Origin of the sequence: Candidatus Clostridium radicumherbarum, assembly GCF_045310525.1 — a bacterium.
Lineage (GTDB): Bacteria > Bacillota > Clostridia > Clostridiales > Clostridiaceae > Clostridium_AT > Clostridium_AT radicumherbarum.
In genome coordinates, this window is record NZ_JBJHZY010000001.1 from 67,037 (window position 1) to 80,688 (window position 13,652).

13 protein-coding genes are annotated in these 13,652 nt (G+C 34.0%); 12 read left to right on the forward strand and 1 reads right to left on the reverse strand.

Going from position 1 to position 13,652, the window contains the following annotated elements; genetic code table 11:
• The first annotated feature begins 2 nt into the window (after positions 1-2).
• From ACJDUH_RS00400 to glmM, 11 genes are all read left to right on the forward strand, one after another.
• A complete protein-coding gene (locus ACJDUH_RS00400) occupies positions 3-1,604 on the forward strand; it encodes an NAD(P)/FAD-dependent oxidoreductase (protein WP_406763169.1) in 1,602 nt (533 codons plus the stop codon).
• A 102-nt stretch (positions 1,605-1,706) separates the two neighbouring features.
• On the forward strand, positions 1,707-2,807 hold the full coding sequence (buk, locus tag ACJDUH_RS00405) for a butyrate kinase (RefSeq protein ID WP_406763170.1): 1,101 nt from the start codon (positions 1,707-1,709) through the stop codon (positions 2,805-2,807).
• Between the two features lie 111 nt (positions 2,808-2,918).
• Positions 2,919-3,821, forward strand: coding sequence for a phosphate butyryltransferase (gene ptb / locus ACJDUH_RS00410; protein WP_406763171.1), 903 nt, complete (start codon positions 2,919-2,921; stop codon positions 3,819-3,821).
• A gap of 10 nt (positions 3,822-3,831) precedes the next feature.
• Positions 3,832-4,902 (forward strand): butyrate kinase, encoded by a 1,071-nt coding sequence (buk, locus tag ACJDUH_RS00415; RefSeq protein WP_406763172.1) that lies wholly within the window; start codon positions 3,832-3,834, stop codon positions 4,900-4,902.
• A gap of 20 nt (positions 4,903-4,922) precedes the next feature.
• Positions 4,923-5,588: a nucleotide-binding protein gene (locus ACJDUH_RS00420; protein ID WP_406763173.1), complete on the forward strand. Its 666-nt coding sequence runs from the start codon at positions 4,923-4,925 to the stop codon at positions 5,586-5,588.
• Between the two features lie 28 nt (positions 5,589-5,616).
• Positions 5,617-5,826, forward strand: coding sequence for a 4Fe-4S dicluster domain-containing protein (locus tag ACJDUH_RS00425; protein WP_406763174.1), 210 nt, complete (start codon positions 5,617-5,619; stop codon positions 5,824-5,826).
• Between the two features lie 13 nt (positions 5,827-5,839).
• On the forward strand, positions 5,840-6,940 hold the full coding sequence (locus ACJDUH_RS00430; protein ID WP_406763175.1) for a 3-methyl-2-oxobutanoate dehydrogenase subunit VorB: 1,101 nt from the start codon (positions 5,840-5,842) through the stop codon (positions 6,938-6,940).
• On the forward strand, positions 6,940-7,695 hold the full coding sequence (locus tag ACJDUH_RS00435; protein WP_406763176.1) for a thiamine pyrophosphate-dependent enzyme: 756 nt from the start codon (positions 6,940-6,942) through the stop codon (positions 7,693-7,695). The genes ACJDUH_RS00430 and ACJDUH_RS00435 overlap by 1 nt, the downstream gene beginning before the upstream one ends.
• 1 nt (position 7,696) lies before the next feature.
• Positions 7,697-8,227, forward strand: a complete 531-nt coding sequence (locus ACJDUH_RS00440; RefSeq protein ID WP_406763177.1) for a 2-oxoacid:acceptor oxidoreductase family protein — start codon at positions 7,697-7,699, stop codon at positions 8,225-8,227.
• A 183-nt stretch (positions 8,228-8,410) separates the two neighbouring features.
• On the forward strand, positions 8,411-9,262 hold the full coding sequence (locus tag ACJDUH_RS00445) for a GNAT family N-acetyltransferase (protein ID WP_406763178.1): 852 nt from the start codon (positions 8,411-8,413) through the stop codon (positions 9,260-9,262).
• A gap of 109 nt (positions 9,263-9,371) precedes the next feature.
• Entirely contained in the window at positions 9,372-10,721 is a 1,350-nt protein-coding gene (gene glmM / locus ACJDUH_RS00450; RefSeq protein WP_406763179.1) for a phosphoglucosamine mutase, read from the forward strand.
• Between the two features lie 183 nt (positions 10,722-10,904).
• On the opposite strand, the gene ACJDUH_RS00455 is transcribed toward glmM, so the two are convergent.
• Positions 10,905-11,102, reverse strand: a complete 198-nt coding sequence (locus tag ACJDUH_RS00455; RefSeq protein WP_406763180.1) for a cold-shock protein — start codon at positions 11,100-11,102, stop codon at positions 10,905-10,907.
• A 178-nt stretch (positions 11,103-11,280) separates the two neighbouring features.
• Between ACJDUH_RS00455 and ACJDUH_RS00460 the strand changes: the two genes are divergently transcribed.
• Positions 11,281-13,638 (forward strand): glycoside hydrolase family 31 protein, encoded by a 2,358-nt coding sequence (locus ACJDUH_RS00460; protein ID WP_406763181.1) that lies wholly within the window; start codon positions 11,281-11,283, stop codon positions 13,636-13,638.
• The last annotated feature ends 14 nt before the right edge of the window (positions 13,639-13,652 follow it).

A 13,652-nucleotide genomic window follows, 5' to 3' on the forward strand; every position in this document is an offset into this window, starting at 1 on the left:
AGATGCCCATAAGAGTAAACAATATAATACTTGATATAGAGGAAGACAAAAATATATTAGAAGACAAAGTTTTGAAAAAGCTGAGACTCACAAAGTCTCAGCTTAAATCAATTAAGGTCTTAAGAGAGAGTATTGATGCAAGAAAAAAGGATGCTATAAAATTTAATTACACTTTAGAGATTACCACAGAAAATGAGAAAGCACTTCTTGCAAAACTTAAAGATAAGGATTTAAAGCTTGAGGCTATAAAATATACAGATGAAGTGATCTTTGGCTTAAGGAAAATGAGAAATAGGCCTATTGTAGTTGGTATGGGGCCGGCAGGTATGTTTGCCGGCCTTTTATTGGCTAGAAAGGGATATAAGCCAATTATTATAGAAAGAGGACAAAAGGTAGAAGAAAGAACTATAAGCGTAAATAACTTTTGGAGTACCGGTAAGCTTAATAAAGAATCCAATGTTCAATTTGGAGAAGGGGGAGCTGGTACCTTTTCAGATGGGAAATTAACAACAAGAATAAAGGACAATCGATGTGATTATGTACTTGAAGCCTTTGTTAAAGCTGGGGCGCCCGAGGAAATACTGTACTTTAGCAAGCCCCATGTTGGAACAGATATTTTAAAGACTGTAGTAAGAAATATTAGGGAAGAGATTATAGAGCTAGGTGGAGAAGTAAGATTTAACAATAAACTAGAGGATATAGTCGTTAAAAACGGCTGTATTTGCGAAGCTATAGTTAATGGTGAAAGAATTCCCTGTGAAAACTTAGTCCTGGCCATAGGGCATAGCTCAAGAGATACCTATGAGATGCTGCATAAGAATAACTTAAGGCTAACACCTAAACCATTTGCTATTGGAGTTAGAATTGAGCATCTTCAAAGCCTAATTGATGAAGCTCAATATGGGAAGTTTGCACAGCATGAGAGATTAAAGGCTGCAGATTATAGGCTTAGCTATTCCTCTAATAGGTTAAATAGATCAATTTACAGCTTCTGTATGTGTCCTGGAGGAGAAGTGGTAGCAGCAGCTTCTGAGGAAAATAGACTGGTTACTAATGGTATGAGTTTTTATAAAAGAGATAAGGCTAATGCAAATTCTGCATTGGTAGTAAATGTAACACCTGAGGATTTTGGATTAGAAAGTCCTCTAAGTGGTATGGAGTTTCAAAGGCACTATGAAGAATTGGCTTATAAATTAGGTGGAGGAAATTATACAGCTCCTATTCAATTAGTAGGTGACTTTTTAAAGGATAGAGGCAGCAGTAAAATAGGAAAAGTTATTCCTAGTTATAAACCAGGTTATGAGTTCAAGGAATTAAAGAACTGCCTTCCTGGATTTGTAACTGATGCCTTAAAAGAGGGCCTAATTAATTTTGATAGAAAAATTAAAGGTTATGCTGCAGAGGATGCAGTTATGACTGGTATAGAAACAAGAACCTCTGCACCTGTTAGAATAGAAAGGAATGAAAACTTGCAGATTAATAAAGCTTTAGGTCTTTATCCAGCTGGGGAAGGAGCAGGTTATGCAGGTGGAATCATCTCTGCTGCAGTAGATGGATTAAGAATTGCAGAAGCAATTATGAAGGAATGGGCACCTATAGAATAATTTTATGAAGGCTTGAATTTCATTTATAATCTGATAAAATGGAATTGTGGGGAAAATATTTATTTTCTGAAAATAACAAAATTTTCATTGGGGGAAAATTTTATGAATGAAAAGGGGCTTATTCTCGTTATCAATCCAGGGTCTACTTCCACAAAAATAGCCGTATATTCAAAAAATACTAATCTATTAAATGCAAACTTAATTCATCCTCTAGAGGAAATTAAAAAGTTTGATAAAATTTATGACCAAAAGCAGATGAGGATAAATATTATATTAGATTGGTTAAAGGAAAATGAAATAGCTATTACAGATTTATGTGCAGTGGTAGGCAGAGGAGGACTTTTAAAATCTATGCCTGGGGGAACCTACAATGTTACAGAGGAAATGTTAAAGGATTTAAAGATGGGCATACAAGGAGAACATGCCTCTAACTTAGGAGGTATAATTGGCTATGAGATAGCTAATATGGCAAAGGTTCCAGCCTTTATAGTGGATCCGGTAGCAGTAGATGAATTTGAAGAGGTTGCTAGAATTTCTGGACACCCTTGTTTACCTAGAAGATCCCTTGTTCATGCTCTTAATATAAAAGCAGTAACAAGAAGGGTGTGTAATAAATTAGGGAAAAGCTTTGATAACAGTTCTTTCGTAGTTGTTCATTTAGGCGGTGGAATATCAATAGCACCAATAAAAAACGGCAGAATAATCGATGTGAATAATGCAAATGAAGATGGTCCTTTTTCACCTGAAAGAGCTGGAGGCTTACCAGTAGGTGAAGTAGCCAAATTAGCCTTTAGCGGTAAATACACTTACAAGGAACTGAAAAAGAAAATAGTAAGTGAAGCTGGTTTTATAGCTTATTTGGGAACAAATGATGGTAGAGAAGTAAATAGAAGAATAGATGAGGGAGATAAGAAGGCAGAACTTATTCTAAAAGCTCTTGCCTATCAAATTTCAAAGGAAATAGGTGCCTATGCAACAGCTCTATATGGGAAAATAGATGCAGTGATTATTACCGGAGGACTGGCTAACAATAAAAGATTAATGGACTTAATAGAAGAAATGGTAAGCTTTATAGCACCTGTAGAATACGTTCCTGGAGAGGATGAAATGACAGCTCTTTATGAAGGAGCCTTAAGAGTTTTAATGGGTGAGGAAAAAGCTAAAATATACGAAGATGAAGTTTATATAGATAGACAGCTTTAACTTTAATTATCAGAATATTAAAAAACGAGGGAAAATTATCTACTTTCAAACTTGAATAAATTAATATATTTATATTTTTATAATTTTATTTAAAGATAGGGGGAAGAGCAAATGAGTAATAGTTTCGCAGAAATACTAGATAAAGTAAAAAATAACAGCCGTAAAACTATTGCTGTAGCAGCAGCACAAGATGAGCCTGTTTTAGAAGCAATAAGAGATGCGAAAAACTTAGGACTTATTAATGCTATATTAGTAGGAGATAAAAATAAAATAATTGAAATTGCAAAATCTATAGATTTAGATGTAAACGATTTAGAAATTATTCATGAGCCAGATAATAACAGAGCAGCTCTTAAGGCTGTAGAATTAGTTTCCACGGGAAAAGCTCAAATGGTAATGAAAGGGCTTCTTGACACTGCAACTATTCTAAGAGCTGTATTGAATAAAGAAATTGGTCTTAGGACTGGAAGATTAATGTCACATGTAGCAGTATTTGAAATACCAGGCTATGATAGGCTTATATTTATAACTGATGCAGCACTTAATATGTATCCAGATCTAAAAGCAAAAATAGATATATTAAATAATGCAGTAACTGTAGCAAAGGCTGTAGGAGTAGAAATTCCAAAGGTTGCACCAATATGTGCAGTTGAGGTTGTTAATCCTGATATGCCAGCCACTATTGATGCTTCTATACTTTCTAAAATGAATGAAAGAGGACAAATAAAGGGCTGCATAGTGGACGGGCCTTTAGCGGTAGACAATGCCTTGTCAGAAGAGGCTGCAAAACATAAGAAAATTGTAAGTAAAGTTGCTGGAAAAGCGGATATCTTATTACTTCCTAGTATTGAGGCTGGTAATGTAATGTATAAGACTTTAACTTACACTACAAGCTCTAAAAGCGGTGGAATAATTGTAGGTGCTGCTGCACCTGTAGTATTAACTTCAAGAGCAGACAGTCCTGAGTCAAAGTTAAATGCAATTGCTCTTGCTGCATTAGTTTCAGAAATATAGGGGGATAAATATGTCTTTCAAATTACTAATAATTAATCCAGGTTCAACCTCAACAAAAATTGGTGTATATGAGGATGAAACACCTTTATTAATCGAAACCTTAAGACATTCTACTGAAGAAATTGGAAAGTATAATAGTATATATGAACAGCTAGAATTTAGAAAAGCAATCATATTAGACATACTAAGAGAAAAATCCTTCGATGTATCTTCTTTAGATGCCGTAATCGGACGAGGAGGGCTGCTGAAGCCTATTGAAGGAGGAACCTATAAGGTTAATGATGCTATGCTCAAAGATTTAAAAGTTGGTTTCTTAGGTCAGCATGCCTCAAACCTTGGGGGAATTTTAGCAAATGAGATAGCAAAAGAGCACAATATACCTGCTTTTATAGTGGATCCTGTTGTTGTTGATGAACTTCAGGAAGTTGCTCGAGTTTCAGGAATTCCCGAAATACAAAGAGTAAGTATTTTTCATGCATTGAATCAAAAGGCTATAGCAAAGAGATACGCAAAAGATGTTAATAAAAAATATGAAGACATAAATATTATAGTTGCACATCTAGGAGGCGGCATCTCTGTTGGAGCTCATAAAAATGGTAGAGTAGTGGATGTAAACAATGCTTTAGACGGAGAAGGCCCATTTTCTCCAGAACGTTCAGGAAGTCTTCCTGTTGGAGATTTAATTAAGTTGTGTTATAGTTCTAAATATACCTATGAAGAAATAAAAAAAATAATAAATGGTAAAGGCGGTTTTGTTGCTCATCTTAATACAAATGATGCTAGAGCTGTAGCAAAAGCTATGAATGAGGGAGACAAAAAGGCAGAATTAATTTTAAAGGCTATGGCTTACCAAGTAGCTAAAGAAATTGGGAAATGTGCTGCAGTACTTTGTGGAAAGGTAGAAGGTATCATTCTAACTGGAGGTATTGCTTATGGTAAGGAAATAGTAGAACTTATAACAGAACGAGTGAAATTTATTGCACCTGTTATTGTTTACCCTGGAGAGGATGAGCTTTTAGCACTAGCACAAGGCGGAATTAGGGTTTTAAACGGAGAAGAGGAAGCAAAAGACTATAATTAATCTATGAAGTGAGGTGTTTTATGAGCAGAATTAGAATTTTCACTGGGCATTTTGGAAGTGGCAAAACAGAAATAGCTATAAATTATGCAATTAATTTAGCAAAGCAGGGTAAAAAGGTAGCAATTGCTGACATAGATATCGTTAATCCCTACTTTTGTGTAAGGGATATCAGTGAATATTTAAATAGTGAATATGGAATAAGGGTAATAGCCTCAAATCCCCATTATTCAAATGCTGAGCTTGCCGTTGTACCTGCAGAAATCATATCAGTATTTAATGATAAATCCTATGAGGTTGTTATGGACATAGGTGGGGATGATATGGGAGCTGTGGTTCTTGGACAATATAATAGATTTTTTAGGGAAGAGCCCTATGATATGTATTTTGTAATTAATAATAATAGACCTCAAACTTCAAATATAGAAGACATTGAAGAATATATTAAAGCTATACAATATACTTCAAGACTTAAGGTGACACATTTAATTTCAAATACCAATTTATCCTATGAGACTACTCTAGAGGATATATTAAAGGGGGATAAGGAGGTCTGTGAGCTTTCAAAAAAACTTACAATTCCTTATAAATATACAGTTTGCAGAAGAGATTTTGCAGAAGAGATTAAAAATAAAGTGCAGGGCGAAATTTTACCTATTGACATTTATATGAAACCACCATGGAGGTAAATACAATTAAAAGGATGGAGGGAAGATTATGCCACGAGTTACTTTTAACGAAGAGAGATGTAAAGGCTGCGGTAATTGTATTGCAGTTTGTCCAACAAAAATTATAGCTTTTTCATCAAGATTAAATGTTAAGGGTTATCATCCAGCAGAGGTTACAGAGGACAAAATGAGTAAATGCATAGGCTGTATTTCATGTGCTAGAATGTGTCCAGACTGCGTTATAGTTGTTGAAAAATAAGGGAGGGTTCATAATGAGTGAAAAGGTATTAATGAAGGGAAATGAGGCTATAGGCGAAGCTGCTATTAGAGCTAACTGCCAGTGCTTCTTTGGTTACCCTATTACACCCCAAACTGAAGTAGCTGCTTATATGTCAAAGATGATGCCTAAGCTTGGAAGAGTTTTTGTACAGGCTGAAAGTGAAGTAGCTGCAATTAATATGGTTTATGGTGCAGCTGGGAGTGGAGTTAGAGTACTAACTTCTTCATCAAGCCCAGGAATAAGCTTAAAGGCAGAGGGTATATCTTATATAGCAGGTGCTGAACTTCCCTGTGTTATTATAAATATTGTTAGAGGTGGTCCAGGACTTGGAGGAATTCAGCCTGCTCAGTCTGACTATTTTCAAGCTACAAAAGGAGGCGGACATGGCGATTACCAAATGCCTGTATATGCTCCGGCTTCAATTCAAGAAATGGTGGATTTAGTTCAAGAAGCTTTTGATGTTGCCGATATGTACAGAACTCCCTGTATGGTTATGGGAGATGGAATGCTTGGACAAATGATGGAACCAGTTGAATTCAAAGAAAGATCAAAGAGAGAACTTCCTAATAAAGATTGGGCTGCTAATGGTTTAAAGGGAAGAAAGACTCATAATGTTATAAATTCATTATATTTAGATCCAGAATCCTTAGAAAATCACAATATTAAGCTTAAGGCTAAATATGATGATATTAAAAAGAATGAAACTAGATATGAATTATACAATTGCAACGAAGATTGCGATTTAATTATAGTTGCCTATGGTACAACTTCAAGAATATGCAAGAATGTTATTAAGATGGCAAGGGAATGCAACATAAAGCTTGGTCTTATTAGACCAATAACACTATGGCCATTCCCAGTAGAAGCTTTTGAAAAAACAGTAAATAATACAAGACATGGATATATCTCTGTAGAAATGAGCATGGGACAAATGGTTGAGGATGTTAAACTTTCAGTTAACGGAAGAAAACCAGTCCATTTCTATGGAAGATCAGGTGGAATGGTTCCACATCCAGAGGAAATATTAAATAAAGTAAAGGAAATTATAGGCTTTAAAGAAGCAAGAGAAGAAGTAGCAGGAGGTAGAGAATAATGGCAATAGTATTTCAACCACCTAAGGCTCTATTAGATGTACCTACTCATTATTGTCCTGGATGTACTCATGGGGTAATCCATAGACTTATTGCTGAAGTTATAGATGAATTAGATATATTAGATAAAACTATTGGCGTTGCACCTGTAGGATGTTCAGTTTTAGCCTATGACTATTTTGCCTGCGATATGTTCGAAGCAGCACATGGAAGAGCACCAGCAGTAGCAACAGGGATAAAAAGATCACATCCTGATAGCGTAGTATTTACCTATCAAGGTGATGGAGATTTAGCTGCAATTGGAACAGCTGAAATTGTTCATGCAGCAACAAGAGGAGAAAATATAGTTTCTATATTTGTAAATAATTGCATATACGGAATGACAGGAGGACAAATGGCTCCTACAACTCTTCCAGGGCAAGTTACTGAAACAACGCCTTATGGAAGAGATGTTAAAACAGCTGGCCATCCAATTAGAGTTTCAGAGATGATAGCTACCTTAGATGGAGCTGCTTATATTGAAAGGGTATCTGTTGACAGTGTACCAAATGTTATAAAAGCAAAAAAGGCTATAAAAAAGGCATTTGAAAACCAATTAGCTGGGAAAGGCTTCTCCATGGTAGAGGTTTTATCAATTTGCCCAACTAACTGGGGTTTATCAACTTCAGAGTCCTTTAAATGGCTAAGAGAAAATATGATACCTTATTATCCATTAGGTGTTAAAAAAGATACCACTGGAATGCAGGAGGTAAAATAAAATGGCAGCACAAGAAATTTTATTTGCAGGCTTTGGAGGCCAAGGTATTCTTTCAATGGGAAAGTTCTTAGCTTATGCTGGAATGGATGCCGGGCTTAATGTTTCCTGGTTACCTTCTTATGGTCCAGAAATGAGAGGAGGTACTGCTAACTGTTCAGTAATTCTTACTGAAGAGACAGTTGGTTCACCAATAGTAAATGAAGCTACAACTTTAGTTGTAATGAATAGACCTTCCTTAGATAAATTTGAAAATGCTATTAAAACAAATGGCTTATTAATAGTGGATAGTGACCTTGTAAACAGGGTTCCAGAAAGAAAGGACTTAGAGGTTATAAGTATCCCTGCTCAAACAATTGCAGAGGAAATAGGAAGCAAGACTATTGCAAATATGGTACTTCTAGGAGCCTTAGTTGCAAAAACTGGAATAGTTTCAATGGAGGATTTGCTTAAGGCGCTAAAGGATCATGGTAAAGAAAAATTCTATGAGTCAAATAAAAAAGCATTAGAAAAAGGTGCTCAGTACGTAGCTTAATTTTATTATCAGACTATAAATTAAATGTTAGTTTAACAAGGTGCTTTACTAAGTAGTAACCACCTTGTTTTTATTTAAAAAGATAACAATTATCAAAAAAGAATATTATAATTGAATAGTTGAGACATATACATCTGATGAAAAGTTATCAATATTATAATTGTGGAAAATGGAGAGAATGTTATGATAAATTATAAAAGATGCAGTGAGGTTGATTTACAAAAGGTATACGACGCCTTTAGTATAGGTTTTTCTGACTATATTATTAAAATTCAAATGCCAAAGGAAGCATTTCTAGAAAGGTTCTTTGGACCTGAGGGAAATAGCCTAGAAACTTCATTTATAGCTTTAGATAATGAAAGACCTATAGGTTTAGTACTAGGTGGAGTAAAGGTCTATGAGGGAATCAAAACTATGAGATGCGGAACAATGGCTATTGACCCAAGTTATAGAGGTCTAGGGATAAGCAAAGAACTTATGAAACTTCATAAAAAAGAAGCAATTAAAAATGGATGTAAGCAGCTATTTTTAGAGGTAATAGTGGGAAATGACAGAGCTATAAATTTTTATAAAAAAACAGGCTATGAAAAAATATATGATCTCTCTTATTTCAGTGGAGATAATTTAAAAATAATAGAGCAAAAGTTAAATAATGAAGTTGATATTAAAGAAATTAACTTCCAGAAACTAAAGGGTTTCTCAGAAAAAAGTTCAGACGTACATATAAATTGGCAAAATGATATAGATTATATTAAAAAATTAAAAGGACAGGAAAATTACGGCGCTTATGTTAATAACGAGCTTATTGCAGTTATTAGTGCTAATAAAAATTCAAAAATTAATTATCTTTATGTTATTAAAGAGCATAGAGGAAAGCATATAGCAGCTTCACTTATTAATCATGCAGTTATACAGCTAGATTTAGATAAACTTAGTATTGGTTTACCAAATAATGCATCACTAATGGGCTTTTTAAAGAAAATAGGATTTTCAAGGGATAATATATCCCAATATGAAATGTACTGTAACCTTTAAAATTTCTACTCATAGAGTCTGTAGTAATTATTTTACATTGTAATAAAATAACAAATATAATATAATAAAATTGTGTGTTTACGTAAAGACGAAAAGTGAGGTTTAATAAATGAGTAGAATGTTTGGAACTGATGGAGTAAGAGGTATAGCAAATAAAGAATTAACATCTCAAATTGCCTATGATTTAGGAAGAGCAGGAGCTTATGTACTTACAGAAGGAGCTCATAAACCTAAAATCATAGTTGGTATGGATACAAGAATATCTGGAGATATGCTTGAAGCAGCACTTGTAGCTGGAATACTTTCAGTAGGGGCAGAAGCTTTGAGATTAGGAGTTGTGCCAACACCAGCAGTAGCTTATTTAACAAGAAAATATGGAGCAGATGCAGGAGTAGTTATTTCAGCTTCTCATAATCCGGTAGAATATAATGGTATTAAGTTTTTTAATTCACAAGGATATAAGCTTTCAGACGAATTAGAGGATAGAATACAAGCAGTTATAGAAAGCAACTTTGAAGGGGTACCTTCACCAGTTGGTGGAGACCTTGGAAGAAAGAAAACAGAGGAAGCTGGCTTAGATGAATATATAGAATTTGCAAAATCCACAATTGATGTTGATTTTAAAGGTATGAAGATAGCCTTAGACTGCGCTAATGGAGCTAACTATATAGCAGCAGTTGAGACCTTTAGAAGTCTTGGTGCAGAAGTTGTAGTTATTAATAATGACCCAGATGGAGTAAATATAAATAAAAATTGCGGCTCTACACATCCTGAAGAACTAATGGAATATGTAGTAAAGAAGGGCTGTGACTTAGGGCTTGCCTTTGATGGTGATGCAGACAGATGTCTTGCTATTGATGAAAAAGGAAATTTAGTAAATGGCGACTTTATGATAGCAATCTGCGGAAAATATCTTAAGGAGCAGGGGAAGCTTAATAAGGATGCTGTTGTTGTAACAGTAATGAGCAACTTAGGTCTTGAAATTGCCTTAAATAAAGAAGATATTAAAACTGTTAAAACTAAGGTTGGAGACAGATATGTACTTGAAGAAATGGTTAAGGAAGGATATAAGCTAGGTGGAGAGCAGTCAGGTCATGTTATATTTTTAGATTATAATACTACTGGAGATGGACTTGTAACAGGACTTCAAATAGCATCTATAGTTAAGAAAAGCGGCAAGAAACTATCTGAACTTGCTTCTATGATGAAAGAGCTTCCACAGGTTTTAGTTAATGCTAAGATACCAAATAATAAGAAGAATATCTACGAAACTGATGAAGAAATTATAAATGAAATAAAAAGCATGGAAGAAAAGCTTCATGGCTGTGGAAGAGTTTTAATAAGACCTTCTGGTACAGAACCTCTTGTTAGAGTTATGCTAGAAGGAGAAAATCAGGAAGAGATAGACAAAATGGCACATGATTTAGCTAAAATGATTGCAGAAAAGGCTAACAGATAAAAAATATTTATTAAGCATAATAAACAATAACCTATTAACAAATATAATATCCATAAGGCTAAGTAAAATTAAGTATTAAAATATAAAAGACCGCAGATTGCGGTCTTTTATCATACTAGAAGCTTAATATTCTTTTAAAAAGTTATATTAATAAACCTGGTAAGGTTAAATGCTTCTTACATATTATGCAGGCTTAACATTAATTGCCTGATCTCCCTTTTGACCCTGAGTTAAATCAAAGCTGACTTTATCTCCTTCATTAAGTGTCTTAAAGCCGCTAGATTCAATACCTGAATAATGTACAAAGACATCCTTGCCATCATCTGTTGTAATAAAGCCAAAGCCCTTTTGTGAATTAAACCATTTTACTGTTCCTTGCATTTAAATAAACCTCCTAAATGTTAAAAAACTACAGTCAATATTTTTTTAATAAATATCAACATCTATAGTCTACCACTTAATCTAATATTTATTCAAATATTTACTATTATTCTAAAGTGAATTAAAATTATATAGGTAAGAAATGAAAACAATAAAAATTACCAGTGAGGTGACAATAATGTTAGGAAAAATAATAAATTATAAGGCACATACTAATAAAGTTGAATTTGAGCTGCAATATGGAATTGGAATAATAGAAATCATTTCTTCTTCTATAATAAATGTATTTTCGCCCTTAAAATATGATAATCATTATTCAGAAGCCGTGGAAGATTTAAAAATAGAAGAGTGTGTGTTTTCAGTAATTAAAAACAATGAAATAGTAGAAATTTGTACTGATAAGCTTAAAATATTTATTAAAGATGATTTTAAGGTAGATTTTTATAATATAAATAACGAGCCAATTTGCACCGAATATGAAGGTGAAAGAGAGCCTTTTATTAGGCGCGGAAACGTTAGCATAGCTAAGGAAGAAGGCCATAAAGTTGAAGAAAATGGAGAGGAACATAAAATTCAAGTAGTAAAAAAGTTATTTGGAGATGAATGCTTTTACGGCCTAGGAGATAAAACTGGACCTTTAAATAAAAGAAACTACAGCTATGAAATGTGGAATACTGATGATCCAAGCCCCCATGTAGAAGGTCATAAGTCACTATATAAGTCAATACCCTTTCTTACTGTATTAAGAGAAAAAGAAGCCTTCGGAATCTTTTTCGATAATACCTTTAAATCCTATTTTGATATGGGAAAAGAAAATAGTAAATATTATTATTTTGGTGCAGATGATGGAAATTTGGATTATTATTTTATTGCTGGACCGAAGCTTACAGATGTAATTAAAGGATATACAGATTTAACAGGCAGGACTCCGCTGCCACAAAGGTGGACACTTGGCTATCAGCAATGCCGCTGGAGTTATGCACCAGAGGAGAGATTAAAAGAAATTGCAAATAGTTTTAGAAAAAATGATTTGCCTTGTGATGTTTTGTATTTGGATATAGATTATATGGATGGCTTTAGAGTTTTTACCTGGGATAAGGAAAGATTTGAAAACCCGGCGGAAACTACTAGGAATCTTAAGGAGCAGGGCTTTAAGCTTGTTACTATTATTGATCCTGGAGTAAAGAAGGATAAGGGTTATAAAATTTTTGAGGAAGGTTTAAAAAATAATTATTTTGCAACAGATAAGGATGGAGTACCCTATGTAAATGCAGTATGGCCAGGGGATTCACTTTATCCTGATTTTACAAATGAGAAAGTAAGACAATGGTGGGCCCAGAATCAAGAGCTTCTACTTAAAGAGGGGGTAGCAGGAATCTGGAATGATATGAATGAGCCGGCTAGCTTTAATGGACCACTTCCAGATGAAGTACAGTTTTACAATGATGGAAGACAAACTGATCATAGGGAGGCACATAATAAATATGGGCATCTTATGTCAAAAGCAACCTACGAAGGTATAAAAAATTATTCTAAAAAAAGACCCTTTGTTATTACAAGAGCTTGTTATGCAGGAACACAAAAATATTCAACTGTATGGACAGGTGATAACCAAAGTTTTTGGGAACACTTAAGAATGTCTATTCCAATGCTTATAAACTTAGGCTTAAGCGGTTTTGCCTTTTGCGGAACAGATGTAGGAGGCTTTAGCTTTGACTGTACTCCTGAGCTTTTATCAAGATGGATACAGGTAGGTACCTTTACTCCTCTATTTAGGAATCATTCTGCAATACATACAAGGGATCAAGAGCCTTGGGCTTTTGATAAGGATACCTTAGATATTAACCGTAAATACATAAAGCTAAGATATAAACTAATCCCATATTTATATGATTTAATGTGGCAAGGCGAAAATAATGGGCTTCCAATTATGAGGCCGCTAGTGCTGCATTATTCAGAGGATAAGAATACCTATAATCTAAATGATGAGTTCCTTTTTGGAGAAAATATTTTAGTAGCTCCAGTAGTTGAGCAGGGGAAAACCTTTAGAGCAGTATACTTACCTGAAGGACAATGGATAGATTATTGGACTGGTGAAATTATTACAGGTACTAATACTATAATAAAAGAGGCTCCTTTAGATATTTGTCCTATATATATAAAGGCAGGAAGTGTAATTCCAAATTATCCTGAGCAAAGCTATATAGGTGAGAAAAATATTGAAGAATTGATTTTAGACATCTATCCTGGAAGCTGTGAGTATGCTCACTATGAGGATGACGGAGAAAGCTTTGAATATCAAAAAGGAAAGTATAACCTATACAAGTTTACGATGGAAAGAAAAAGTGAACTTATTATTGATGTAGACATCTTAAATAAAGGATATAATTATTGCTATAAGAGTTTTAAATTCATAATAAATAGCTTAGAATATAAAGAGGTAACCTTTAATAATGAGCTTATTCAAACAAATTCGGCTTACGGAAAGCTGCAATTTACTATACCAAATACTAAAGGAAAGCTTATAATTAAATAAAAACAAAAATATTG